Here is a 26,002-nt window from a genome sequence, read left to right on the forward strand (position 1 = left end):
CTTCCTTCGGGTGGCCAGGCGGGTGGCCAGGCGGGTGGCCAGGTGGGGCGTCGCGGTCATGACACGCACGGGTCCGTCCCCGCCGGCGGCGGGGCGTATCCGACGCTGCCCAAGCAGCGGCCGGCCGGGCGCGCGAAGGCGCTGTGGATCGGCGTGCCCTCGGCGCTGGCCGCCGTCGCGGCGCTGGTCACGGCCGGCGTGCTGCTGTCCGACCGCTGGGCCGCTCCTTCCGCGACCCCGGACCCGACACCCGCCTCCGGCCAGGTCACCACCACGGCCGACGCCACCCCCGAGCCCACCCCGACCCGCACCCCCACGCCTGAGCCCACCGTCACGCGCACCCCGCTCCCGGCGGGCTGGAGCTCCTACAGCAACGCGGCGGGCCGCTTCCGCATCGCCCTGCCGCCGCGCTGGCAGGCCAGGAAGGACCCGGAGCGCGACAGCATCCGCGTCACCGGCCCCGGCAGCCCGGGAGCGCTGATCGTGGAGTGGACGGTCCCCGACATCCCGTGGGACGACCCGGTCGAGCACTGGGCCGGTCTGGAGAGGGAGATCAGGGCGAGGGGCGAGTTCGCCGGATATCGGCGGATCGGTATCAAGCCCACCGGCTACCTCGGCCTGCGGGCCGCCGACTGGGAGTTCGTCAGGGTGCGCGGCGGCGAGACGATCCACGTGATCAACCGTGGCTTCCACACCGACGACGGCCGCCCGTACGCCCTCTACTGGGAGACCACGCACGCCCGGTGGAAGCAGGACCGGCACTACTTCGACACGTTCGCCAGGACGTTCAAGCCGGCGCGATGAGTCCGCACGAGCGTGAGCAGGCCCGGTTCTGGCGGCATCCGGCGGTGCCGGAGACCGACCTGCTCAAGGCCCGTTATGTCACCCACCGCTTCGCCAGGCACGCGCACGACGGCTACGCGATCGGCCTCATCGTGTCGGGGGTGGAGGAGTTCGACTACCGCGGCACGCTGCACCGGGCGGGGGCGGGCGAGATCGTGCTGGTCAATCCCGACAGCGCGCACACCGGGCACGCGGGGGTGCCGGGCGGGTGGGCGTACCGGATGCTCTACCCGTCGATCGGCGCGCTGGAGGCGATCGCCACCGACCTGGGCGCGCCCGCGGGCACGCCGCACTTCCCCGCGCAGGTGGCGCGCGACGACCAGGTGGCGCGGTTGCTGGCGCGGGCGCACGAGGCGGCCGAGCGGGGCGACGCGCTGGCCGCCGCGACGCTGAGCCGGGCGCTGTTCGCCCGGCTGCTGACCCCGCACGCCGCGCCCAGGCCGCCCGGCGGCGGGCCTCCAGAGGGGCCTGGGGCGGTGCGCGAGGCGCTCGACCTGCTGCACGAGAGCCTGGTCGACCCGCCGACGCTGGACGACCTGGCGGGCGCGGTGGGGGCGCGGCCGTTCGCGCTGCTGCGGGCGTTCAAGGCCGCGACGGGGATGCCGCCGCACGCCTACCTGATCTCGCTGCGGGTCCGCCAGGCGGGCCGGCTGCTGCGTTCCGGCGTACGGCCCGCGCAGGTGGCCGCCGAGGTGGGCTTCACCGACCAGGCGCATCTGAACCGGCATTTCAAACGCATCATGGGCGTGCCGCCCGCCGCGTACCAGCGGGCCGCAGGATCGTACAAGACCGGGACATTTCCCTCCGCCTAACCTCGGGTGGCATGGAAGAGACAACACACCGCTCCGCCGCCGTGCGGGACGGTCTCGGCGTCGGCCTGGCGGTGGGGCTGTCCGGCCTCGCCTTCGGCGCCGCGGCGATCACCGCGGGCCTGTCGGTGCCGCAGGCGTGCGTGCTCAGCCTGCTGGCGTTCACCGGCGCCTCGCAGTTCGCGCTGACCGGCGCGGTGGGCGCCGGCGGTGACCTGGCCGCCGCCGCGCTCGGCGCGCTGCTGCTCGGTGGCCGCAACACGCTGTACGGCCTGCGCCTGGCCGACCTGCTCCGGGTCCGCGGGCCGCGCCGCCTGCTGACCGCCCAAGGCGTCATCGACGAGACCACGGCCGTCACGCTCGCCCAGCCGACCCCCGAGGCCGCCCGCACGGGCTTCGTGACCACGTTCGCCAGCCTGTACCTGACCTGGAACCTCACCACGCTGGCCGGCGCCTACGGCACCTCGTCCCTGGGCGACCCCGGCGTGCTGGGCCTGGACGTGGTGGGCCCCGTCGCGTTCCTCGCCATCCTGTGGCCCCGCCTGAAGGCCGGCGGCGAACTGCCCGCGCTGGCCGCCGGCGCGGCGGTGATCGCGCTGTGCGCCACCCCGTTCTTCCCGCCGGGCGTGCCGGTGCTGCTGTCGGCCGTGGCCGTCCTGGTGGTGATGGCGCGATGACGCTGTGGTGGGCGATCGCCGTGGTCTGCGCGGGCTGCTACGCGCTGAAGCTGGCCGGGCTCGCCGCGCCGCGCAGGGTGCTGGACCATCCGACGGTGCGCAGGTTCGCCGAGCTGGTGCCGGTGGCGCTGCTGGCGGCGCTGATCGCGGTGCAGATGTTCACGGAGGACGGCGCGCTGCGCTTCGACCCCGCCCGCGCGGCGGGGCTCGGGGCGGCGGTCGTGGCGCTGCTGCTGCGCGCTCCCTTTCTGGTGGTTCTGGCGGCAGCGGCGGCTGTTACAGCGCTTGTCCGGATCGTTCTTGGGTAGTCGCGGTGCATGTCCGATTCAGCGGTGATGGTCGGTGGGCGATATCGGCTGCTCAGGACGATCGGCCGGGGCGGCATGGGCACGGTGTGGCAGGCGCACGACGAGGTGCTCGGCAGGGACGTGGCCGTCAAGGAGGTGCTGCCGCCCACCGGTCTGACGGGCGAGGAGCGCGAGGAGTTCGCCGTACGCACGTTCCGCGAGGCCAGGGCGGCGGGCCGGGTGGCGCACCCCGGCGTGGCCGCCGTCTACGACGTCCTGGAGGAGCAGGGTCACCCCTGGATCGTCATGCAGCTCGTGCACTCCCGCACGCTGGGCGAGCAGATCCGCGACGAGGGCCCCATGTCCCAGCTCGACGTCGCGAGCGTCGGGCTGCAGCTCATGGAGGCGCTGCGGGCCGCGCACGCGGCCGGCGTGCTGCACCGTGACGTCAAGCCCGACAACGTGCTGCTCACCGAGGACGGCCGGGCGGTGCTCACCGACTTCGGCATCGCCACCACCGAGGACGAGGCCCCGGTCACGAGGACCGGCATCCTGATCGGCACCCCCTCCTTCATGGCGCCGGAACGCGCGGCGGGCGGCCGGGCCCGGCCGGCGTCGGACCTGTGGTCGCTGGGGGTGACGCTCTACATGGCGGTCGAGGGCCACTCCCCCTTCCACCGCGACAACGCGCTGGCCACGCTGGGCGCGGTCATGCACGCCGAGCCGGAGCCGCTGGCCAGGGCCGGCGTGCTCGCTCCCGTGGTGATGGGGCTGCTGCGCAAGGATCCGTCCGAGCGCATGACGCTGGACGAGGCCGAGCGGCGGCTGAGCGTGATCCTGGCGGGCGGCGCGCCTGAGCGGACCGGCCCTGTGGCTCTGCCCGGCGTGACGCGGCAGCGCGGTGGCGGGCGCGGGCGGGCGCTGCCGCTGGCCGCCATCGCCGGGGGCGCGCTCGTCGTGGCGGTCGTCATGGGCGGCGCGGCCTGGTGGTCGAAGCGCTCGGACGACCGGCCAAGCGGCCCCGGCACCGTCCCCGCCGTGGTCGCCAGCACCGCCCCCGACCGGACGACACCGGCCACCGGCCAGGCCCCCGACCAGACCCCCGACCAGACCGGACTTGAGGACACAGCCTCCCGGCCGCCGGCGTCCCAGCCTCCGGAGCGCGGGACCGTACCCCGGAGCACCGGCCCGCGCAGCACCCCGCCGCCCACCCGCGAGCAGCCGAGGACGCCCGCCCCCAAGCGGAGCGCGACCCCGTCGCGGGAGGCGACGGACGACAAGGAGAGGAAGGACGACACCCCGGCCAGGACACCTGGCCAGGTCGAGGGGTCATAGCCCGGCCGAGCGTTCTTCGGAACGCCTCCGCGGCACGACGTCCATCAGCACTCCTCACGGTCCATCAGGACTCCTCGCGCGGGACGCCTCTCAGGACTCCTCGCGGACGATGTCGAGCGCCTTCTGCAGGTCCTGCGGATAGTCGGTGCTGAACGACATCCACTCTCCGCTCGACGGATGCTCGAACCCCAGCGCCACCGCGTGCAGCCACTGCCGGGTGACCCCCAGGCGGGCGGCCAGCGTGGGATCGGCGCCGTACAGCAGGTCGCCCACGCACGGATGGCGCAGGGCCGACATGTGCACCCTGATCTGGTGCGTACGCCCGGTCTCCAGCTTGATGTCCAGCAGCGACGCCGCCCTGAACGCCTCCACCGTGTCGTAGTGGGTCACGGACGGCTTGCCACCCGCCACGACGGCGAAGCGGCCGTCGCCCGACGGGTGCCGGTCGATGGGCGCGTCGACCGTGCCCCTGAACGGGTCGGGGTGGCCCTGCACCAGCGCGTGGTAGCGCTTGTCGACCGTGCGCTCCTTGAAGGCCCGCTTGAGGTGGGAGTAGGCGTGCTCGCTCTTGGCCACGACCATGGCGCCCGTGGTGTTGGCGTCGAGCCGGTGCACGATGCCCTGGCGCTCGGCGGCGCCGCTGGTGGCGATGGTGTGGCCGGCGCCGAGCAGCCCGCCGATCACGGTCGGGCCCGTCCAGCCGACGGTGGGGTGGGCGGCCACCCCGACGGGCTTGTTGATCACGATGACGTCGTCGTCCTCGTACACGATGGTCATGCCCGGCACCGGCTCGGCCACCGGCATCGGCGTGGTCACCGGCGGCGGCATCGTCACGTCGAGCCACGCTCCGGCGTGCACCCGGTCGGACTTGGCCGGCTGCCGCCCGTCCACCAGCACCTCGCCGGCCAGGATCAGCTCGGCGGCGCGCGTACGGGAGAAGCCGAACAGCCGCGACAGCGCGGCGTCGAGCCGCTCTCCCTCCAGGCCGTCGGGCACGGGCAGGCTGCGCTGCTCACTCACCGTCGCCCACCTCCTTCGACCCGTCGATCTGCACGTTGCGCCAGGCCAGGAACACCGCCAGGATGCCGCCGCAGACGATCGCCGAGTCGGCGATGTTGAAGACGGGGAAGTAGTCGATGACCGGGAAGTTCCCCGGGAGGACCTCGATGAAGTCGACGACGTGGCCCTGAAGCTGCGTCGGGCGCCCGAAGCCCGACGGGTAGCGCAGCAGCCGGTCGGTGAGGTTGCCGGTCGCGCCGCCCAGCAGCAGACCGAGCGTGACCGCCCAGGCCCGGCTGCCGAGCTTGCGCGCGGTGCGGACGATGGCCACGACCACCCCGGCCGCGATCAGCGTGAAGACGAACGTCATCCCCGTGCCGATGCTGAAGGCGGCGCCCGAGTTGAAGATCACCCGGAACTGCAGCACGCCGGGGAGCACCACCAGCGGCGGCTCGCCTTCGAGCGCGCGCAGCACCACCGTCTTGGTGACGAGGTCGGCCGCGTAGATCACGGCCGCCAGCGCCACCAGGACCGCGAACAGGCCCCGGCGGGGCCCGCGCCCTGCCGCGGCCGCCCCCTCCCCGCGCCCGGCGGCGGCCGGAGCCCGGTCCTCGGGAGGGTCGTCAGGGGTGCCCGCTACCGGCGCTCCTCCTTCTGCTTGCAGGCCACGCACAGCGTCGCCCTCGGGAACGCCTGGAGGCGTTCCTTGCCGATCGGCTTGTGGCACGATTCGCACACTCCATAGGTCCCTGCGTCGATCCTGGCGATCGCACGTTCGTTCTGCGCGACCAGATCGCGCGCATTCAGGGTAAGGGCGATCTCGCGTTCGCGCTCGTACGTCTTGGCTCCGGCGTCCGCCTGGTCGTCGCCGGCGCCCTGGGTGACGTCACCAGAGGCTATCTCCGACTCGTGACGGTGGATGTCCGCCTCGAGCTCGTCGATCTCGGTCTGGAGCCGGCCGCGGACGTCGGCCAGCTCCTCTTCCGACCACATCGACGGTGTAGCGGTCTGCGTGACTGCCGCCATGCCTGCCTCCATACTGAACCAAGGGCCTAAAGGGTGCGGGCAGCTTAGGATCCTCATAACGGAACGGCAAACGACCCGCCGGACGGTTTACCTCCCCCGTACTATCCCGCCTCGCGCATTCAACTCCTTCTCAGCGGCGTCCATTCCCACAACTTTGCGCCGTTTACGACTCACGTACCGAAGCCCGGGCGCCGGCAGGGCAGCCACCCGGGAAAACCTGGAAGCCTTCGCCCCCGCTCTGCGTTATGGTTTGAGTCTGCAAGGCGTTGATGGGGCCCCCGACTGTGAGGGATATCACCCCGGAGCCGCCGGAAGAACGGCTCTTCGAGCTCATTAGACCCGGCCGCAGTTCGAATGAAGAGGGCCCCGCCCCGAGCGAGGCCAAGAAGGGTGGTACCGCGGAGCCGTCCGGCTTCGTCCCTTCACGCAACAGCCCTGCCGGCCGATCAAGCGTGGAGGTCCCGCCCGAGATGTCTTCTCCGTATTTCCGCTCTCTTTCCGCGCAGGTCGACCTGCCCGCGCTCGAGCGCGAGGTCCTCGACCGGTGGAGGGACGGGAAGATCTTCGAGCGTTCGGTGGAGCAGAACGCCGGCAACCCCTCCTGGGTCTTCTACGAGGGCCCGCCCACCGCCAACGGCCTGCCCGGCGTCCACCACGTCGAGGCCCGCGTGTTCAAGGACCTCTTCCCCCGCTACAAGTCCATGCGCGGATTCAGCGTTCCGCGTAAGGCCGGCTGGGACTGCCACGGCCTGCCGGTCGAGGTCGGCGTCGAGCGCGAGCTGGGCCTGTCCGGCAAGAAGGACATCGAGACGTACGGCATCGCCGAGTTCAACGCCAAGTGCCGCGAGTCGGTGCTGCGGCACGTGGACGCGTTCGAGCAGATGACCGAGCGGATGGGTTACTGGATCGACCTGTCGCAGGCCTACCGGACGATGGACCCGTCCTACATCGAGTCCGTGTGGTGGTCGCTGAAGGTCGTCTTCGACAAGGGCCTGCTGTTCCGCGACTTCCGGATCACACCCTACTGCCCGCGCTGCGGCACCGGGCTGTCCGACCACGAGCTGGGCCAGCCCGGCGGCTACGAGACCGTCTCCAGCCCGTCGGTCTACGTCCGCATGCCCGTGACCTCGGGCCCGCTGGCCGAGCTGGGCGCGGCGCTGCTGGTCTGGACGACCACGCCGTGGACGCTGGTCTCCAACACGGCCGTCGCCGTCCATCCCGACGTCACCTACGTGGCCGCCCGCACGGCCGACGGCGAGGTGCTGGTCGTGGCCGAGCCGCTGCTGTCGGTGCTCGGCGACGACGTGACCGAGCTGTCCCGCCACACCGGCCGCGACCTGGAGCACACCACCTACACGCGCCCGTTCGACCTGGTCGACATCCCCGGCGCCCACTACGTGGTGCTCGGCGACTACGTCACCGTCGAGGACGGCACCGGCCTGGTGCACCAGGCGCCCGCCTTCGGCGCCGACGACCTGGCCGTCATCAAGCGCTACGACATGCCCGTGGTCAACCCGATCGGCCCCGACGGCCGTTTCCTCGACGACGTGCCCATGGTCGGCGGCCGGTTCTTCAAGGACGCCGACGAGGAGCTGACCGAGGACCTGCGGGCGCGCGGGCTGCTGTTCCGCGGCGGCCACTTCGAGCACAGCTACCCCCACTGCTGGCGCTGCCACACGCCGCTGCTCTACTACGCGCTCCCGTCCTGGTACATCCGCACCACCGCGGTCAAGGACCAGATGCTGGCGGAGAACGCCGGCACCAACTGGTACCCCGACACGATCAAGTGGGGCCGCTTCGGCGAGTGGCTGCGCAACAACGTCGACTGGTCGCTGTCGCGCTCGCGCTACTGGGGCACGCCGCTGCCGCTGTGGGTGTGCTCGCAGGACGAGTCCCACGTGACCTGTGTCGGGTCGCTGGAGGAGCTGAGCACGCTCGCGGGCCACGACGTCTCGGCCCTCGACCCGCACCGCCCGTACGTCGACGACGTCACCTTCGGCTGTCCCTCGTGCGGCGCCGAGGCCCGCCGCGTGCCCGACGTCATCGACGCCTGGTACGACTCCGGCTCCATGCCCTTCGCCCAGTGGGGCGAGCGCGGCAAGCCCGAGGGCCTCTACCCGGCGCAGTTCATCTGCGAGGCCACCGACCAGACGCGCGGCTGGTTCTACTCGCTGATGGCCGTCGGCACGCTCGTCTTCGGCCAGTCCTCCTACGAGAACGTGCTCTGCCTCGGCCTCATCCTGGCCGAGGACGGCCGCAAGATGAGCAAGCACCTGGGCAACATCCTGGAGCCGATCCCGCTGATGGACCAGCACGGCGCCGACGCGCTGCGCTGGTTCATGGCCTGCTCCGGCTCGCCCTGGTCGGCCCGCAGGGTGGGGCACAACACGCTGGAGGAGATCGTCCGCAAGGTCCTGCTGACGCTCTGGAACACCTCCTCGTTCTTCACCCTCTACGCCAACGCCGAGTCGTGGACGCCCGAGCGGCTGGCCGAGGCCACCGCCCCGGCCGAGCGCCCGCTGCTCGACCGCTGGGCGCTGGCCGAGCTGCACCGCACGGTCGCCGAGGTCACGGCGGCGCTCGACGAGTACGACACCCAGCGGGCCGGCCGCCGCCTGGCCGACTTCCTCGACGACCTGTCCAACTGGTACGTACGCCGTTCGCGCCGCCGCTTCTGGCAGGGCTCGCAGGACGCCTTCGCGACCCTGTACGAGTGCCTGGAGACGGTCATCAGGCTGATGGCGCCCATCACGCCGTTCGTCACCGACCACCTCTGGGACGTCCTGCGCACCCCGGGCGCCCCGTCCTCGGTGCACCTGACCTCCTGGCCGCAGGTGCGCGAGGACCTGCTCGACCCGGCGCTGTCGGACCAGATGGCCCTGGTGCGCCGCCTGGTGGAGCTGGGCCGCTCGGCCCGCGCCTCCTCGGGCGTCAAGACCCGCCAGCCGCTGCGGCGCGCCCTGGTGGGGGCGCACGGCTGGCCGGCGCTGCCCGCCGAGCTGCGCGGCCTGGTCGCCGACGAGCTCAACGTCCAGGCCATGGAGGACATGTCCGGCTTCAGCGCCGACCTCGTGTCCTACACGGTCAAGCCCAACTTCCGGGCCCTGGGCAAGCGCTTCGGCTCCCAGACCAAGCTCGTGGCCGCCGCGATGGCCGCCGCCGACCCGGCCCGCGTGGCCCGAGCGCTGCGCTCGGGCGCCACGGTCATGGTGGAGGCCGACTCGCTGGGCGAGATCATGCTCGGCCCTGACGAGGTGATCGTCAACGAGCAGCCTCGCTCGGGCTGGGCCGTGGAGACGGGCGCGATCGGCACCGGCACCGGCGAGACCGTGGCCCTGGACCTGGAGCTCGACGACGAGCTGCGCCGCGCCGGCCTGCTGCGCGAGGTCATCCGCCTGGTCCAGGAGGCCCGCAAGTCGACCGGCCTGTCGATCACGGACCGCATCGACCTGTGGTGGACCGCCACCTCCCCTGACCTGGCGGCGGCGCTGCGGGCTCAGGGGCAGGTGGTGACGGAGGAGGTCCTGGCCACGACCTTCACGGAGGGCACCGAGGCCGGCCTGCCGTCGCACGTGGACGAGGACCTGGGCCTGACCTTCCAGCTCCGCCGCGCCTGACCCGCTTCAACGAGCGGGGGCGCCCTGCCACAGGGCGCCCCCGCTCGCTCTCCCCGCTGTGGATCCCGGCGGCGACACCTCACCCCATCAGCCGTCGCAGCGGGGTCAGGGAGAGCTCGAGGTGGTCGTGGAGCGGGTTGTCGGTGGTGCCTGCGATCGTGTCCCGCATGGGTGAGCTGGTCGAGCGGGTGGATGAACGGGACCGCGTGCTGGGGGTCGTGGATCGTGCGGAGGCGGAGCGTCGGCGCTGGATGCATCGGATCGCGACCACGATCTGCCGCGATCCGGCCGGGCGGATCCTGGTGCTGCGCCGAGCGGAGCGGCACGCTCGCTTTCCCGGTCACTATGACGTGATGGTCGGCGGTGCCGTGAACGTGGGCGAGTCGTACGAGGAGGCGGCGGCTCGCGAGCTTTCCGAGGAGCTCGGCGCCGGCGTCCCGGCGCGTTTCATGTTCACGTTTCTGTGCCTGGACGGGGTCAGTCCTGTCTGGTTCGGGGTGCATGAGGCCGTGATCAGCGAGCCGTTGGTGCCAGACGCGTCCGAGATCGCGTGGCATGCCTGGCTTACGGAGCTCGAGCTGCGGGAGGTCGTGGATCGAGGGCCTTTCGTTCCCGGTGGGCGAGAGGCGTTGCGCCGCTATCTGATGTCCGGGAGCGGGGGCCGGCCGTCGACTGGAAGACGAGGAGGATGAGATCGGGGTTGCGCCCCTGCCACTTACTTGCGCACGCCGAGGGCGCCGACCCGGCCCGCCAGGTCAGCACCGGTCAGGAACGTCCCGGTCAGGTCCGCCTTGGTCAGGTCCGCCTTGGTCAGGTCCGCGCCACGCAGGTCCGCGCCGGACAGGTCCATGCCGATCGGATAGAAGCCGCTCAGGTCAGTACGGGGGAACCGCACCTCGGAAAGATCGGGAATGACGACGATGTTCCCGACGCGGTTGGCGGCTATCGCGGACGCGGTGTTCACTGCGGCGCGTACGTCGGCTCCAGGACGGACGTACGGGAGGTCGGCGAGGGCCTTGGGGGCACCCCGCTCGGCGACCGTCAGCTGCGCCCGCTCGCCCGCGCTCAGCGGCGCGCTCTCCCCGGCCAGCCGCCATGCCTGCCGGACCGACCGAGTACGCCAGCAGCCCGCCGGCCGCCCCCGCCAGCGCGACACCGGCCAGCACCCGGCGCACCCAGCCCAGTTCCGGCATCACCGCCAGCCCCGCACAACCCGCGATCACCACCACCACCGACAGGATCAGCCCCACCGATCGCCTTGGACAGCTGCCGAGTGATCGCAAGCCTCAGCCGGTTCATTGACGAGCTTGGTCGCCAGGACGCATGTCACCGGGGTCCTGCACCGCTTCCTCGGTTCCCAGCGTGATGAGCAGGTGTGACTTTCTCCGGCGCCCGAATGGCCGGCGACCGTTCGTCGGCCGCGCACGGCCCCGCCGCCGCCCCACTACCTGTGACCCGTGACCACCGCACGGACCCGTCGGTCCCGTCCTACGGCCGGGGAGGTTCAGCGAGCTCGTTCCCGCCCTCGATCGGTGAGAGTCCGGCTGGACCGTCCGACCCGCCCATCAGCCGGCAGGATCCGAGCCCTAACCTCCCGTCTCTCAAGCGGCAGAAGGGCGACCGGACCGCCCCACTCCACAGCCGGCAGAGGTCCTGGTGAGGCTGCCGGAGCCGGTGTCGGGTCGAGGCGGTAGTCGAGGTGTGGGTGCGGGAGGGCTGTTCAGGAGACGGTCTGGCGGTCGTGCTGGCATACCGAGCAGCTGGTCAGGCCGGCTGCCTCGGCGGCGGCGAGGGTCATCGTCTCGACGCCGGTCTCGCCCGCGCCCCTGACCAGGGGGCAGGCGGTGCTGTGGTAGCGGCGGGTGCCGATGATGACCTTAACGACTCCCTGGCGCTCGTTTCCGCCGGAGCCGGCGGTGGGCTTGCCGCCCCCTGGAGCCGGCTCGTCCTTGGTGCCGGACGCCGGGGTTTTCGTGGAAGCCGACGGTCGGGGGGCACCTGTGGAGGGCCCGCCCTTGGTGGCGGGAGTGTCGCCCTTGGTCGCGGGGCCGCCGTCACCTCGCGGTGTCTCTCCCCTGCCGGTCGCCGGCTTGGGGTCGCCGCCGCTCTCTGCCTTTCCCGGGCCGGCGGCGGGGGCGGCGCCCTGCGGTCGGGCCGGGGTGCCCGGAGGCAGCGGACCCTTGGGCTTGGCCTGTGACTCGGACGAGGAGGCGGGGCGCTCGTGCAGGATCAGGGTCTCCCCCTGCGACGGCGACAGCGACTGCTCAGAAGGGCTGGAAGAGTCGGAAGGACGCCGGGACGGCTTGGCGCCTGCTCCGGTGGTTCCTCCCGTACTTCCCGCGCTTCCGGTACGCCCTGACGCTGGCGACACGGTCACGCGGGGCTGCGGTGCCGTTGCGGGTCCTGGGCCGTCGTCATCCTGGTCATGCGCGTCCCCGGTCTGCCCGGTCTTGCCCGCGGGCTGACCGGGCTTGCCTCCTGACTGCCCCGGCGCCGTGCCCGGCTGACCGGGCTTGCCCCCGGGCCGGCTCGGTGTTCCCGTCTGGCCGCCCTTGCTGCCGGGCCGGCCGGGCGTCGTGCTCGGCTGACCCCCCTTGCTGCCGGACCCACCGACCCTGGAAGCAGGCTCGTCGGTCTGCTCTGGCCTTGTGCCGGTCTGGCCGCCCCTGGTGTCGGCTCCGCCCGGCGTGGTGCCGGGCCGGCCAGACTTGGCTGCGGGCTGGCCGGGGCTGGCGCCGGACGGCTCCGGGGACGAGCCTGGCCGCGGCGTGCCGCCCGTGGCGGGCTGTCCAGGCTTGCCGGCCCCGGTCTGCGGCTTGCTCGAAGGCCCGCTCTCACCGGGCGAGGTGTCGCCGGTGGAGGGCTTGCCCGAGGGGGACGTACCGGAGGTCGAACGGGTGGCGGGCGGCGCCGATGGGGAGCCGGTGGACGGCCGGTCGGACGACGGGCGGCCGGATGACGGCGGGCCCGAGGGGGAGGTGCTGGAAGACGGGCGGCTCGAGGACGAGTCGGTGGGGCGTGGCCCTGAAGAGGGCTTGCCCGCTCCGGTCTTGCCCGGCCCCGATGCGCTTTCGGCTCGCTGCCCGGACGCTCCCTCGCCTCTCTGGACGAAGGGCGGCGGCCGGAAGTATGAGGTCTCCGCCTGCTCCGCGTCCGAGCCGGGCTCGGGGGCGGCGGAGGAGGTGTCGGTGCTGTCGGCCGTAGGACGGCCGAACCACCCGGGGGCGCCATCCTCGTGGGCGGCGGCAGGCTCCGGGTCGGGGGTGGAAGCCTTCGTGTCGGGCTTCGGCGGGGTGACCGGCGGACGGAGGTCGCGGGTCTCCGCGGAGTTTTCGGCCCGGCTCGCCACGACGTCCTTGACGGGGGCGGAACCGGGGGCGACGACGGGCTCGGGGTCGGCGGCAGGCGGCAGTTGCCGTCCGCCGAGCGCTGCGTCCGGCAGGCACGCCGTGCAGGGCGTGAAGCCCTCCTCGCGTGCCTCCTCGTAGGTGAGCTCCTCGTGATCCCGGCCGGTCAGCTGCCTGCAGCCGGGTACGTGGTAGCGCTTGCGTCCCGGAATCACCAGCACGATCGCGTCCGGCGCGATGCCGCCCCCGGCGGGGCGGCGCATGGCGGGCGCGGGGACCGTGGCGGTCCGCTGCGACGCCTGCGGATGCGGTCGGGGGTGCGGCTGGGGCCGCATGGGTGGCTGGTGAGCCATGGGACCGGTCTGGTTGTACGGCGGAGCCGGCGGCATGAGCCCCTTCGGGGGGGTGGCCGGCGCAGCGGCCTGCCCACCTCCGGGAAAAAGCTCGTTACGCCGTAGGAACGCCCCGATCACCAGGAACAGCGCGGACAGCACGCTGACCACGATGGACCACATGATCAGGAACGGCTTCGCCAGTACGAAGCCCGCGATCAGCAGAACCACTGCCGCGAGCACCAAACCAGCACTGATAAGGATCACAGAGGGCTCTTTCGAGTGACAGGTCCTAGTGACCCGCTACTTTACCGGCGGTCGTTGTGGGGACCGTCACCGCCGGGGAAGGCGCCCTGCGGAGCCTCGCCGCCGAACGGGCTCGGGCCACCGGGCAGAGGCTGCTGGCCACCCTGAGGCACGGCGTGCGACATGGCGGGAGCCTGACCCTGCGGGCCGCCGGACATGACCGGGAAGCCGCCGCTGCCCTCCGCGGAGACGTTGAGCTCGGCGAGCTGGTTCTCCAGGTAGAGCTTGAGCCGGCTGCGGTATTCGCGTTCGAAGCTGCGCAGCTCCTCGACCTTGCGCTCGAGCTCGTCGCGGGTCTGCACGAGCGAGCCCATCGCCTGGCGGTGGCGCTCCTGCGCGTCGCGCTCGAGCGTCTCGGCGCGGGCACGGGCGTCGCCGATGACCTGCTCGGCCTGGCGGCGGGCCTTGGTGAGGATCTCGTCGGCCTCGCGGCGGGCGCGGGTGACCGTCTCGTCCGCCTCCCGGCGGGCGTCGGCGATCGCCTGGTCGGCGGTCTGCTGGGCGAGCGCGAGAACGCGGGCCGCGGTGTCCATGTTGTCCTCGGCGGGAGGCATGTTCATGGCCACGGGGACAGGCTGCTGCTGCACCGGCGGCGGCTCGGGGGCCCGCATGGGCTCCGGCTGCGGCGGCGCCATCATCTCGGGCTTGGGCTGCTCCTGGACCGGGGCGGAGGCCATGGGCATGTTCATGCCGCCCGGCACCTTCCCGCGCAGGCACTCGGCCAGCTTGGCGCGGAGCTCCTCGTTCTCTTGGATCAGGCGGTCGAGTTCAGCCTCCACCTCGTCGAGGAAGGCGTCGACCTCCTCCTCGTCGTAGCCCGGTCGCAACCGGGTGGTACTGAACTGCTTGTTCCGCACATCAGCGGGCGTCAGCGGCATTTTTTGGTCTCCTTGGCGCGCTTGGAGTCTGTCCGGAGGACGGTTACCCGAATCACCTCAGCGCGGACACGAGTTGGATCACGACCGAGCGCCGCACGGGCCCGGCTCATCGCAGCGTTCCGGCGATCTGGATCAAGATCAGCACCACGATGAACAGGACAGTGAAGCTTAGGTCAAAGGCCACCGTACCCAACCGGAGCGGAGGAATGAAACGGCGGAGGAACTTGAGGGGCGGGTCGGTGGCGGTGTATGTGGCCTCTGCCAGCACCAGTACGACGCCGGAAGGCCGCCACTGCCGGGCGAAAGCCTGAACCGTCTCAAAGATCATTCTGCCGATGAGCAGCACCAGATAGAGGGACAGGACAACGACCAAGATCCCACCGACGACTTCCACGGCCCGGCCGCGCCTCCACTTCTGATGTGCCCGCCCGGCCTCGGTGAGACCGGGTTGGGTCCGATAGGCATACAGAGACTCTAACTCTGGTTGAAGAATCCGCGTTCCGCGATTCGGGCCTTGTCCTCGGCGGTCACCTCGACATTGGCAGGGGACAACAGGAACACCTTGTTGGTAACACGTTCAATGCTGCCATGTAGGCCAAAGACGAGACCTGCCGCGAAATCAACGAGCCGCTTGGCGTCGCTGTCAACCATCTCGGTCAGATTCATGATGACGGGGGTGCCGTCGCGGAAGTGCTCGCCGATCGTCCGCGCCTCGTTGTACGTCCTGGGGTGCAGGGTCGTGATGCGGGCCAGATCGGTCGTGCGGCGTTCCAGGATCGTCGTGGTGGGCCTGGGGGCGGGCACCCCGGCCTCGGGCTCGTCGTCGCGGTCCTGGACCGCCACGGGCCGTTCCTCACCGTTACGCTGCACCTCGTCGTCGTAGGCGTAGTCGTCGGTGTAGGTCTCATATCTCTCGTAGCGGTCGTCCTCCACGAGACCGAGGTAGACCGCCATCTTGCGCATCGCGCCGGCCATCGCTACGTCGTCCTCCCGCTCATGGTCGCACTTCCCCTGGACCCGTCGCCGGGTCCGGGGCGGTAGGCGTGCCCCCTGGAGCTCACCGCTAGATCGACCTCTATCCGGTCGCGGGCTTGAAGACCCACTTGAGGGGACATTACCTGACGAAGGGCTTGCGACGACCGAGCAACGCCGTACCGACGCGCACGTGTGTCGCGCCGTACGCGACGGCCTGCGCGAGGTCCTCGCTCATGCCGGCCGAGATCATCGTGGCCCGGGGATGCTGCTCCTGCAGGCGCGTGGCCAGCTCCCTGAGCTTCTCGAACGCCCTGGCCGGCTCCTCGCCCAGCGGGGCGACCGCCATGACGCCGCCCAGCCACACCCCGTCGGCCAGGGCCACCTCGTCGGCGAGCGGGAGCAGGTCGGCGGGACGGGCGCCGCCCCTGGCCGGGTCGTCGTCGAGCGCCACCTGCAGCAGGCACCCGACCGAGCGGCCCTGGCGCACGGCCTCCTTGCCGATCGTCTCCAGCAGCCTGAGCCGGTCGACGGAGTGGATCACGTCGGCGTACCCGACCACGGAGCGGACCTTGTTGGTCTGCAACTGGCCGACGAAATGCCAGGTGAGCGGCAGCCCGGCCAGCTCGCGGGCCTTGACCGCGGCCTCCTGGTCGCGGTTCTCGCCGACGTCGCGCACGCCCAGCTCGGACAGGATGCGCACGTCTTCCGCCGGACGCGTCTTGGTGACGGCGATCAGCGTGACCTCGCCCCGGTCGCGGCCCACGGCGCGGCAGGCCGCCGCGATGCGCGCGTCCACCTCGGCGAGACCGGCCGCGATCTCGTCCCTTCTCACGTGCCTTCTCCCCTCGCGTTCCACGTACGCCCCGCACAATCCGCCCCGCCTGGCCCGCACACGACGGCGCCGCTCCCGTGTCCCTGCGGGGAGCGGCGTCAGGCGATGTGCTGTTTCCGACTGCTATGCGAGGACGGCTATTTGAGGAAGTCGGGAACGTCGAGTTCCTCTTCCTGCTCCTCGAAGATCACCCGAGGACGTTTGGGCGGCTCCGACATGCGGGAGGTGATGGGCGTGGGCGGGGTGGCGGGCTCGGGCGTGGGCCGGGGGATCGAGACGGGGCCCGACGGCTCGTCCGCGGGCTCGTCGGCGACCGCCTCGGCCGCGAGCGCGGGCTCGACCGGGCGCACGGGCTCGGGGCGCGGCTCGGGCCTGGGCTCGACCCGCGGCTCGGGCCTGAACTCCGCCCGGGGCTCGGGCCTGAAGTCCGTACGCGGCTCAGGACGCGGCTCGGCGCGGAAGTCGGAGCGAGGCTCGGGCCTGACGTCCCCGCGGGGCTCAGGACGCACCTCAGCGCGCGGCTCAGGCCGCAACACGGGCGGCTCGGACTTCACACTCGGGGACGCCACGCTCGGCCGTACAGGAGACGACGGAGGCGGCGCGGCGGGCTGTGCGGCGGCCGGACGCCCGGCCGGGCGCGGCACCTGCTTCTCCGCCGGCCCCGGCACGTCGTCGAAGCCGGCCGCGATCACCGTCACCCGCACCTCGTCGCCGAGGGCGTCGTCGATGACCGTGCCGAAGATGATGTTGGCGTCGGGCGCGGCGGCCATGGAGACGAGCTGGGCCGCCTCGTTGATCTCGAACAGGCCGAGGTCGGAGCCGCCCGCGATCGACAGCAGCACGCCGTGAGCGCCGTCGATGCTGGCCTCCAGCAGCGGGCTGGAGACCGCCATCTCGGCCGCCGCCACCGAACGGTCGTCGCCGCGCGCGTGGCCGATGCCCATGAGGGCGGAGCCAGCGCCCGACATGACCGACTTGACGTCGGCGAAGTCGAGGTTGATCAGACCGGGAGTGGTGATCAGGTCGGTGATGCCCTGGACACCCGACAGCAGCACCTGGTCGGCCGCCTTGAACGCGTCGAGCACGCTCACCTGCCGGTCGGAGATCGACAACAGGCGGTCGTTGGGGATCACGATGAGGGTGTCGACCTCGTCGCGCAGGGTCTCGATGCCCGCCTCGGCCTGCGAGGCCCTGCGCCGTCCTTCGAAGCTGAAGGGCCTGGTCACGACACCGATGGTGAGCGCGCCGAGCGATCTGGCGATGTTGGCCACGACGGGCGCGCCGCCGGTGCCCGTGCCACCGCCCTCACCGGCAGTGACGAAGACCATGTCGGCCCCCTTGAGGACCTCCTCGATCTCCTCACGGTGGTCCTCGGCCGCCTTGCGGCCGACATCGGGGTTGGCGCCCGCGCCAAGCCCGCGCGTGAGCTCACGGCCCACGTCGAGTTTCACATCGGCGTCACTCATCAGCAGCGCCTGGGCGTCGGTGTTTATGGCGATGAACTCGACGCCCTTGAGTCCCTCTTCGATCATCCGGTTGACGGCGTTGACTCCGCCGCCGCCGATGCCGACGACCTTGATGACCGCGAGGTAGTTCTGCGGTGCTGCCACGACGAGGGGCCTTTCCGCTCGTTGACTTGCCATTTCGGTGCGGATCATCTCCGCTTTTTGTTAGTTCGGGTAACTCTCAACCTCAGGTTGAGATTTAGATTTATGTCAACCTGAGGATTGATACGGACAGTAGGAGTTACGCTCCAGGCGGGTCAACTAACCGCGCCGCAAGCACGTCCGGCGTGTCGCGGGCTGTCCGTTTCGCTCCGCAGTCACGCCTGGTCGCGGGCCTCCACTGCCGAAAGTCCGGCTTACAGGCTCTCACGCCGCGACCCCCGCCTCGCACAGGCTCGGCGATGCCGTTGCCCCTCGGTTGCCAGACCCTGACGATCACGATCACTTCAGGGTCACCACGTCGGGTGAGCTGACGTCGTACAGGGTGACCGCCCTCTCCCGCCTGAGCAGCGCGACCAGGATGCGGCCCTTCTCCTCGGGCCGGTCGGTGCCGCCCCAGATGACGGTACGGCCGTCGGAGAGGATCAGGGTCACCCCCTCGGCCGTGCCCGCGCGGACCTGCCTGACCTTGGCCGCCACCTCGTCCGGCACGGACCGCACGACCTTGAGCGCCGCCGTCATGACCGGGTCGCCCTGGGCCGGACGATCGACCTTGAGCAACGGCAGCATGGGCGGCACCGCGTTCTTGACCTCGATCACCACGCCCTGACCGTCGACGATCGCGAACTTGTCGCCCGCCTGGACGGCGGCGACCGGCTCGCGCTCGACGACCTCGATCTTGAGCGTGCCGGGCCAGACCCGGTCCACCTTGGCGCCGGCGAGCTGTCTGATGGTCAGGACGCGGCTCTGCACGTCGGCGAGGTTGACGGTGGCGAGAGGATGGAGGTCGGGCACGCCGGCCTGCTGCTTGATGCGCTCGCTCGCCACTGTGAGATTTCCCACGATCTCTACCGAACGCACGCCCAGCACGGGCGAGAAGAACACCAGCCACGCGGCGGTGCCCACCACCCCGGCCGTCAGCAGCACCAGGAAAGCCGTGCGCGCCTTCATCGCCCTCCCACCAGCATGCGCCCATGTCGGCACCGAACCTACGCCGACGCACGGCCTGACACCGCGCGCCACGCCCAACCCGCATCAGCGCCGAGGGCCCCTCGGCACGCGGCTCAGGACAGGCGCGCGACGATCTGCGGCCCGAGCTCGGTCACGTCACCCGCGCCCATGGTGAGCACGATGTCGCCGGGCCTGGCCCGCTCGGCCACCAGCCCGGGCACCGAGGACCGGTCGGGCGCGTACGCCACCCGCTCGGGCAGCAGCGGCACCCGCTCGGCCACCATCGCGCCGGACACCCCCGGCTCGGGATCCTCGCGGGCCCCGTAGACGTCGAGCACGATGGCCTCGTCGGCCAGCCCGAGCGCCGCGCCGAACTCGTCGGCGAAGAACCGGGTGCGCGAGTAGAGGTGAGGCTGGAAGATCGCGATGACCCGGCCCGTGCCGGAGTAGGAGGCCACCACGTCGCGGGCGGCCCGCAGATCGGCGGCCAGCTCGGTCGGGTGGTGGGCGTAGCTGTCGAACACCGCGATGCCGCCCGCCTCGCCCTTGGCCTCGAAGCGCCGCTTGGCCCCGGTGAAGGCGCCCAGCCCCTGCCTGATCTCCTCGAACGGCAGCCCCAGCTCGTCGGCCACGGCGATCACCGCGGTGGCGTTGAGCGCGTTGTGGGCCCCGGGAACGGCCAGGCGCACCTCGCCCCTGCCCTCGACGGTGAACACGGTGCCGAACCCGTCGGGCCTGACGTCGGCGATCCGGTAGTCGTCGCCGGTCACGCCGTAGGTCTTGACCCGCAGCCCGCGCTCGGCCGCCCGGCGCGCCGTCTCCGCCGCGCCCGGGTCGTCGGCGCACGCGATGAGCAGCGAGCCGATCCGGTCGGCGAACCTGGCGAAGCTGTCGTGGACGGCCCGCGGGTCGCCGTAGTTGTCGAGGTGGTCGGCCTCGACGTTGGTCACCACGGCGATGTCGGGGGCGAGCATGAGGAAGGAGCCGTCGCTCTCGTCGGCCTCGGCCACGAACACCTGCCCCTGCCCGTCGTCGGCGCCCAGCCCGGTGGTGACGAGCTGGCCGCCCACGCAGTAGGACGGGTCGGCGCCGCACTTCTGCAGCGCCACGGTCAGCATGGACGTGGTCGTGGTCTTGCCGTGGGTGCCGGCGATGGCGACCGCGGTGCGCCCGGCCATCACGGAGGCCAGGGCGGCGGCCCGCGGGATGATCCGCAACCCCTGCTTGAGCGCCTCGCCCAGCTCGGGGTTGGAGTCGCGGATCGCGGTCGAGACGACCACGGTGTCGACGTCCCTGATGTGGGAGGCGGCGTGGCCGATGTGCACGGTGGCGCCCAGCTCGCGCAGCTCGGTGATCAGCTCGGAGCTGCGGGCGTCGCTGCCGGTCACCCGTACGCCGCGCTTGAGCAGGATGCGGGCGATGCCCGACATGCCGGCGCCGCCCACGCCGATGAAGTGCACCCGCCCCAGCTCTTCTACGGTGACGGGATCGACCAGCTTGACGAGACTCATCGGGCTATCTCCAACACTTTCCTGGCAAGCATGATATCGGCGTCCTTCCTCCCCAGTCTGGAGGCGGCCTCCGACATGGCGACGACCCGCTCGGGGTCGCGGAGGACGGGCAGCACGTTGTGGATGATCCATTCGGGCGACAGCTCGGCGTCGTCGGCCACCAGGCCCCCGCCGCCGCGGACGATGCGCTCGGCGTTGATGCGCTGCTCGCCGTTGCCGTACGGGAGCGGGACGTAGGCGCCGGGCAGCCCGACCGCGGTCAGCTCGGCGCAGGTCAGCGCCCCGCTGCGGCACAGGGCCACGTCGGCGGCGGCGTAGGCGAGGTCCATGCGGTCGATGTAGGGCAGCAGCACGTATTGCGGGTCGCCGGGCGGCGGCTCGTGCTCGACGGTGTTCTTCGGGCCGATGACGTGGAGCACCTGCACCCCGGCCCGGCGCAGCACGGGCGCGGCGGCGAGCGCGGCCTGGTTGATCGACCTGGAGCCCTGCGAGCCGCCGAACACCAGCAGCGTCGGCCGGTCGTTCTCCAGGCCGAACCACGAGCGCGCCTTGTCGCCCGTGGACAGCCGGTCGAGCGTGACGATGTCGCGGCGCAGCGGCGTGCCGATGTATTCGGCCTTGGGCAGCGTGGTCCCGGGGAACCCGCTGAAGACGTGGTCGGTCAGCCGGGCGCCCAGCCGGTTGGCCAGGCCGGGACGCGGGTTGGCCTCGTGGACCACGATCGGCAGGCCGCGCCGCTTGGCCGCCAGGTAGGCGGGCGTGGCCACGTAGCCGCCGAAGCCGACCAGGACGTCGGCCTGGACCCGGTCGAGTATGGCGGCCGTGGCGTTGATCGCCCCGGCGAGCCTGCCCGGCACGGTGAGCAGGCTCGGAGTGATCGCCCTTGGCAGCGGCACGGCCGGCACCAGCTCCAGCTCGTAGCCCCTGGCGGGCACGAGCCGCGACTCCAGGCCGCGCTCCGTGCCCACGCAGGTGATGCCGACGCTCCGGTCAAGATGGCGCAGCGCGTCCGCAAGGGCCAACGCGGGCTCGATGTGCCCGGCCGTCCCCCCACCGGCGAGGACCACCCTCATCTCGGTCACTCCCTAACGTGTCGCTCGGCCTTTGGACGTACCCCCCAGGCCAAGCCAGCTTAGGGCCCGCGCGGCCGGTCCGGGGCCACGAGCCGCCAAGGCCTCCCGCGCGCCCGGCTCGCGTTTGGCGAACGACAGCAGCATGCCGAGCGCGGCGAGCGTGGGCAGCAGCGAGGAGCCGCCGTACGAGACGAGGGGCAGGGGGATGCCGGTGATCGGCAGCACGCCGAGCACGGCCCCCATGTTGACGGTGGCCTGCCCGACGATCCAGGCCACCATGGCGGCGGCGGCGAGCCTGGTGAAGGCGTCGTTGACGCGCACGGCCACGCGCAGCCCCGCGTAGCCGAGCAGCCCGAACAGGGCGACCACGATCAGCGTGCCCATCAGCCCGAGCTCCTCTCCGAGGATGGCGAAGATGAAGTCGCTCTCGCCGTGGGGCAGCCAGTTCCACTTCTGCCGGCTCTCACCGAGCCCGAGGCCGAACCAGCCGCCCGAGCCCATCGCGATCTGCCCCTGCACGGCCTGGTAGCCCGCGCCCTGCGCGTCGGCCCACGGGTCGAGGAAGGCGCCGATGCGCGCCATCCGGTACGGCTCCACCTTGATCATTATCGCTGCCGCGAGCACCGCCAGCGCCATGATGCCGCCGAACAGCTTGACCGGCGCCCCCACCACCCACAGCAGCGACAGGAAGATCATGAACAGCACCAGCGTGGTGCCGAGGTCGCGGCCGAGCATGACCATGACGGCCAGGATCGCGGTGCCGGGCATGAGCGGGATCAGCATCTGCCGCCACTCGATGCGGCCCTGGCGTACGCGCCTGGACAGCAGGTCGGCGCCCCACAGCACGAGCCCGAGCTTGGCCGGCTCCGACGGCTGCACGGTGAACGGGCCGATGTAGATCCACCGCTGCGCGCCCAGCTCGGCCGAGCCGATGAACAGCACCATGACCAGCGCGATGATCGACAGCGCCATCAGCGGGTAGCCGGCCCACCGGAAGAACTTGACCGGCAGGCGCGAGCACAGGTACATCACCGGCACGCCCACCGCGGCCGACAGCGACTGCTTGATGAACCACGAGAAGGGGCTGCCGGTCTTGTTCAGCGCCTCGATGCTGGAGGCCGACAGCACCATCATCAGGCCCAGCGCCAGCAGCAGCGCGCTGCACATGATGATCAGGTAGTAGGTGGTCAGCGGCTTGTCCAGCAGCTCCTTGAGCGCGCCCAGCTGCTCGCGCGCCCAGCTTCCCGGCCCCTCCTGCGCGGCGGCCGGCCGCCGCACCCGTTCCTCAGCGCTCGTGCTCACGCCGCGCCCTCAGCCCGCGTACGGCACGCGCGAAGGCCTCCCCCCGCGCCGGATAGTTGGCGAACATGTCAAGGGAGGCCCCCGCCGGGGAGAGCAGCACGGTGTCCCCTGGCGAGGCCAGCCGGGCGGCTTCGGTGACGACTCTTTCCATCGCACCAGTGTCCCGATCGGCGATGTCCACGAGGGGGACATTCGGTGCGTGTCGCGCGATGGCTTCGGCGATCCGCGCGCGATCGGCGCCCAGCAGCACCGCTCCGCGCAGTCTCGGGGCCGCCTGGCGCACCAGCTCGTCCACGTCCGCGCCCTTGAGGAGACCGCCCGCCACCCACACCACCGACGGGTACGAGGCCAGCGCGGCGGCGGCGGCGTGCGGGTTGGTGGCCTTGGAGTCGTCGATGTAGTCGACCTCGCCGATCCGGTCCACGTGGGCGAGGCGGTGCGGGTCGGGCACGAAGTCGCGCAGCCCCTGGCGTACGGCCTCGGACGGCACGCCGAGCGAGCGGGCCAGCGCGGCGGCGGCCAGGGCGTTGGCCACGTTGTGCGGGGCGAAGGGGCGCACGTCGTCCAGCGTCGCGAGCTCCTCGGCCGCCTCGACCGGGTCGGCCACGAACGCCCGGTCCACCAGCAGGTCCTCGACCACGCCGATCTCGCCCCGCTTCGGCACGCGCAGCGTGAACCCGACGGCGCCGGGGTAGGGCGCGGCCAGGCGGGCGGTCTCGGGGTCGTCGGCGTTGAAGATCACGGTGCCGGCGCGCTCGAAGACGCGGCCCTTGGCGGCGGCGTACTCGTCCATGGAGCCGTGCCAGTCGAGGTGGTCGGGGGCCACGTTGAGCACGGCCGCCGCGTGCGGGGCCAGCGTGCTCGACCAGTGCAGCTGGAAGCTGGACAGCTCGACGGCCAGCGCGTCGTACGGCTCGGCCACCGCCTGGACCACGGGCGTGCCCACGTTCCCCACGGCCAGGGCCTTGTGCCCGGCCGCCAGCAGGATGGAGGTGAGCATGCGCACGGCGGTGGTCTTGCCGTTGGTGCCGGTCAGCGCCAGCCAGGGGGCCGCATGGGCGGGCCGCAGCCGCCAGGCCAGCTCCACCTCGCCGACGACCTCGACTCCTTCGCGCAGCGCGGCGGCGATCAGCGGGTGGTGCGGCGCCCACCCCGTGGTGACCACCCGCGTCGCGCCTTCGGGCAGCACCATCTCGCCGAAGCGGGTCTCGACTCCGACCCGCGCCAGCTCGGCCGCGGCGGCCAGTTGCCGCTCGCCCTCCGCGGCCTCGACGACGACGACCCGCTCGCCGCGCGCGGCCAGCACCCTGGCCACGGCGGTGCCGGACACGCCGAGCCCGGCCACGCAGGTGAGACTCATCGGGGCATCCACTCGACGTAGAACAGGCCGAGACCGAGCGCCGCGCACAACATCGCGATCAGCCAGAAGCGGACCACGATCGTGGTCTCCGCCCAGCCCTTGAGCTCGAAGTGGTGCTGCAGCGGCGCCATCCTGAACACCCGTTTGCCGGTCATCTTGAAGAACCCGACCTGGATGATCACCGACAGCGTGATCATCACGCACAGGCCGGCCAGGATGATCAGCAGCAGCTGGGTACGGGTGGCGATGGCCAGCCCGGCCAGCACGCCGCCCAGCGCCAGCGAGCCGGTGTCGCCCATGAAGATCCGGGCGGGCGGGGCGTTCCACCACAGGAACCCGATCAGCGCCCCCAGCACGGCGGCGGCCACCACGGCCAGGTCGAGCGGATCTCGTACCCAGTAGCAGTTGGGGCCGAGCTGGTCGATGCAGTTGTTGCGCAGCTGCCAGTTGCCGATCAGCACGTACGCGGCCAGCACGACGCCGGTCGCGCCGCTGGCCAGGCCGTCGAGGCCGTCGGTGAGGTTCACCGCGTTGGAGAACCCGACGATCATGATGAGCACCCAGATGGTGAACCCGACGATGCCGATCGAGGGCGGGCCGAAGTCGCGCAGGAACGACAGGCGGGTCTCGGCGGGGGTGATGCCGTACACGTTGGGCTGGCGCGTCACCAGGACGGCGAAGACCGCGCCCACGATGAGCTGGCCGAGCGCCTTGGCGCCGCTGCGCAGGCCGAGGCTGCGCTGCTTGTAGATCTTGATGAAGTCGTCCAGGAACCCGACCGCGCCGAGCCCCGTCATCAGGAACAGCACCAAGCCGCCCGACACCGTGGGGGGCTCCAGCATGGCCAGGTGGGAGGCGCCGTAGGCCAGCAGCGAGGCCAGCACGAAGACGATGCCCCCCATCGTGGGGGTGCCGCGCTTGCCGAGGTGGGCCTGCACGCCCTCCTCGCGGATCTCCTGGCCGTAACCGCGCCGGGAGAACAGCCTGATCGCCAGGGGGGTGCCCAGCATCGAGAGGATCAGGCCCACCGCGCCGGCGATGATGATGTTGGTCACTGGGGGGAACCTCCGAGGATGATCTCGGCCGTGCGTTCCAGACCCATGGCCCTCGGCCCCTTGATCAGCACCGCGTCACCGGGCCGCAGCCACGGGCCCAGCTCGGCCGCCGCCGCCTCGGCGTCCGGCACGTGCACGATCCGCGTCGGCTGCCCGTAGTGCGCCCCTCCCCCGGGCCCCACCGGCCCACCGACCGGCGGCCCGCCCGGCGCTCCTGGCGGCATGCCCGGTGGCGTTACGGGTGACGTTACGGGCGGCATTCCTGGCGGGGGTCCGCCCGGCGCCCCGCCTATGAGCGGCCCGCCGGCGGCGGGAGGGCTCTGCCGGCCCTGGCCGTCGTCTTCCTGTCCGTGCCAGCCCTGCCCAGGAGGCACGGCGCCCTCGTCGGGCACCTGCCATCCCGATCCGGGAACCGGCTGGTGCACGCCCGCGTCGGGTCCGGGCAGGCCCTGCGGCTGGGCACCGCCCGCCTCGGGGCCGTACCAGCTCCGCGGTCCGCCCGCGTCGGGGGTCTGCCAGCCGGTCCGCGGCGCGCCGTGCTCGGCGTCCGGCCCGTACCAACCTTGCGGTGCGCCGTGCTCGGCGTCGGGTCCGTTCCAGCTGTGTGCCGGCCCCTGCCCAGGGCCGTCCGGCTGCCGGCCCCGCGGCGCGGGGCCGTGGGGCGGCCCGGGAGGCGTCTGCGCGGGCCCAGCGGGCGCCTGCGGGCCGGGAATCCCCGCGCCCGGCACCGAAGGCCGGCCGGGAGCCACAGCGCCCGGCACCGCGCCACCCGGTCCGGCGCCCATCGGCCCCTGACCCGTCGGCCCAGGGCCTGCCTGAGGAC

Annotated in this window: 22 protein-coding genes and 1 pseudogene; 7 read left to right on the plus strand and 16 right to left on the minus strand. The window is 72.1% G+C overall.

The window, feature by feature from the left end; genetic code table 11:
- The 5 genes and pseudogenes from ABFX54_RS26525 to ABFX54_RS26545 all read left to right on the plus strand — a co-directional run.
- Positions 1-804: pseudogene (locus tag ABFX54_RS26525) on the plus strand (hypothetical protein); the annotation flags it as partial.
- Complete coding sequence (locus ABFX54_RS26530) at positions 801-1,655, plus strand: AraC family transcriptional regulator (RefSeq protein WP_346109064.1); 855 nt, start codon at positions 801-803, stop codon at positions 1,653-1,655. The pseudogene ABFX54_RS26525 and the gene ABFX54_RS26530, both read left to right, overlap by 4 nt.
- A gap of 11 nt (positions 1,656-1,666) precedes the next feature.
- Entirely contained in the window at positions 1,667-2,329 is a 663-nt protein-coding gene (locus ABFX54_RS26535) for an AzlC family ABC transporter permease (protein ID WP_346109065.1), read from the plus strand.
- Entirely contained in the window at positions 2,326-2,637 is a 312-nt protein-coding gene (locus ABFX54_RS26540; protein WP_106244621.1) for an AzlD domain-containing protein, read from the plus strand. Before ABFX54_RS26535 ends, ABFX54_RS26540 begins: the two co-directional genes overlap by 4 nt.
- Before the next feature lie 9 nt (positions 2,638-2,646).
- Positions 2,647-3,951 carry a serine/threonine-protein kinase gene (locus ABFX54_RS26545; protein WP_346109067.1) on the plus strand — a complete coding sequence of 435 codons (1,305 nt, stop codon included), beginning with the start codon at positions 2,647-2,649 and terminating at the stop codon, positions 3,949-3,951.
- 90 nt (positions 3,952-4,041) lie between these two features.
- On the opposite strand, the gene ABFX54_RS26550 is transcribed toward ABFX54_RS26545, so the two are convergent.
- The 3 genes from ABFX54_RS26550 to ABFX54_RS26560 are packed head-to-tail and all read right to left on the minus strand — an operon-like array spanning position 4,042 to position 5,976.
- Entirely contained in the window at positions 4,042-4,971 is a 930-nt protein-coding gene (locus ABFX54_RS26550) for an RluA family pseudouridine synthase (RefSeq protein ID WP_346109069.1), read from the minus strand.
- Positions 4,964-5,623 carry a signal peptidase II gene (lspA, locus tag ABFX54_RS26555; protein WP_346109071.1) on the minus strand — a complete coding sequence of 220 codons (660 nt, stop codon included), beginning with the start codon at positions 5,621-5,623 and terminating at the stop codon, positions 4,964-4,966. The genes ABFX54_RS26550 and lspA overlap by 8 nt, the downstream gene beginning before the upstream one ends.
- Entirely contained in the window at positions 5,587-5,976 is a 390-nt protein-coding gene (locus ABFX54_RS26560) for a TraR/DksA family transcriptional regulator (RefSeq protein WP_346109073.1), read from the minus strand. Before ABFX54_RS26560 ends, lspA begins: the two co-directional genes overlap by 37 nt.
- A gap of 470 nt (positions 5,977-6,446) precedes the next feature.
- Between ABFX54_RS26560 and ileS the strand changes: the two genes are divergently transcribed.
- Together ileS and ABFX54_RS26570 are read left to right on the plus strand one after the other, a co-directional pair.
- Entirely contained in the window at positions 6,447-9,593 is a 3,147-nt protein-coding gene (gene ileS / locus ABFX54_RS26565; protein WP_346109075.1) for an isoleucine--tRNA ligase, read from the plus strand.
- Positions 9,594-9,760: 167 nt separating this feature from the next.
- Positions 9,761-10,285 carry an NUDIX hydrolase gene (locus ABFX54_RS26570; protein ID WP_346109076.1) on the plus strand — a complete coding sequence of 175 codons (525 nt, stop codon included), beginning with the start codon at positions 9,761-9,763 and terminating at the stop codon, positions 10,283-10,285.
- 23 nt (positions 10,286-10,308) lie between these two features.
- On the opposite strand, the gene ABFX54_RS26575 is transcribed toward ABFX54_RS26570, so the two are convergent.
- From ABFX54_RS26575 to mraY, 13 genes are all read right to left on the minus strand, one after another.
- Complete coding sequence (locus tag ABFX54_RS26575) at positions 10,309-10,749, minus strand: pentapeptide repeat-containing protein (RefSeq protein WP_346109078.1); 441 nt, start codon at positions 10,747-10,749, stop codon at positions 10,309-10,311.
- 564 nt (positions 10,750-11,313) lie between these two features.
- A complete protein-coding gene (locus ABFX54_RS26580) occupies positions 11,314-13,503 on the minus strand; it encodes a hypothetical protein (protein ID WP_346109080.1) in 2,190 nt (729 codons plus the stop codon).
- Positions 13,504-13,580: 77 nt separating this feature from the next.
- Positions 13,581-14,456 (minus strand): DivIVA domain-containing protein, encoded by an 876-nt coding sequence (locus ABFX54_RS26585; protein WP_346109082.1) that lies wholly within the window; start codon positions 14,454-14,456, stop codon positions 13,581-13,583.
- Between the two features lie 106 nt (positions 14,457-14,562).
- Positions 14,563-14,850, minus strand: coding sequence for a YggT family protein (locus ABFX54_RS26590; protein WP_346109084.1), 288 nt, complete (start codon positions 14,848-14,850; stop codon positions 14,563-14,565).
- An 80-nt stretch (positions 14,851-14,930) separates the two neighbouring features.
- Positions 14,931-15,431, minus strand: coding sequence for a cell division protein SepF (locus ABFX54_RS26595; RefSeq protein ID WP_346109085.1), 501 nt, complete (start codon positions 15,429-15,431; stop codon positions 14,931-14,933).
- Between the two features lie 139 nt (positions 15,432-15,570).
- Complete coding sequence (locus ABFX54_RS26600; RefSeq protein ID WP_346109086.1) at positions 15,571-16,263, minus strand: YggS family pyridoxal phosphate-dependent enzyme; 693 nt, start codon at positions 16,261-16,263, stop codon at positions 15,571-15,573.
- Positions 16,264-16,400: 137 nt separating this feature from the next.
- Positions 16,401-17,873, minus strand: coding sequence for a cell division protein FtsZ (ftsZ, locus tag ABFX54_RS26605; protein WP_346109088.1), 1,473 nt, complete (start codon positions 17,871-17,873; stop codon positions 16,401-16,403).
- A 336-nt stretch (positions 17,874-18,209) separates the two neighbouring features.
- Positions 18,210-18,878 (minus strand): cell division protein FtsQ/DivIB, encoded by a 669-nt coding sequence (locus ABFX54_RS26610; protein WP_346109089.1) that lies wholly within the window; start codon positions 18,876-18,878, stop codon positions 18,210-18,212.
- Positions 18,879-18,991: 113 nt separating this feature from the next.
- Positions 18,992-20,389, minus strand: coding sequence for a UDP-N-acetylmuramate--L-alanine ligase (gene murC / locus ABFX54_RS26615; RefSeq protein WP_346109090.1), 1,398 nt, complete (start codon positions 20,387-20,389; stop codon positions 18,992-18,994).
- A complete protein-coding gene (murG, locus tag ABFX54_RS26620; protein ID WP_346109092.1) occupies positions 20,386-21,462 on the minus strand; it encodes an undecaprenyldiphospho-muramoylpentapeptide beta-N-acetylglucosaminyltransferase in 1,077 nt (358 codons plus the stop codon). Before murG ends, murC begins: the two co-directional genes overlap by 4 nt.
- Positions 21,463-21,474: 12 nt before the next feature.
- A complete protein-coding gene (ftsW, locus tag ABFX54_RS26625) occupies positions 21,475-22,764 on the minus strand; it encodes a putative lipid II flippase FtsW (protein ID WP_346109093.1) in 1,290 nt (429 codons plus the stop codon).
- A complete protein-coding gene (murD, locus tag ABFX54_RS26630) occupies positions 22,748-24,124 on the minus strand; it encodes a UDP-N-acetylmuramoyl-L-alanine--D-glutamate ligase (RefSeq protein ID WP_346109095.1) in 1,377 nt (458 codons plus the stop codon). Before murD ends, ftsW begins: the two co-directional genes overlap by 17 nt.
- Positions 24,121-25,179: a phospho-N-acetylmuramoyl-pentapeptide-transferase gene (mraY, locus tag ABFX54_RS26635; RefSeq protein ID WP_106244599.1), complete on the minus strand. Its 1,059-nt coding sequence runs from the start codon at positions 25,177-25,179 to the stop codon at positions 24,121-24,123. The genes murD and mraY overlap by 4 nt, the downstream gene beginning before the upstream one ends.
- Positions 25,180-26,002: the final 823 nt, after the last annotated feature.

The organism is Nonomuraea maheshkhaliensis, from assembly GCF_039529435.1.
Classification (GTDB): domain Bacteria; phylum Actinomycetota; class Actinomycetes; order Streptosporangiales; family Streptosporangiaceae; genus Nonomuraea; species Nonomuraea maheshkhaliensis.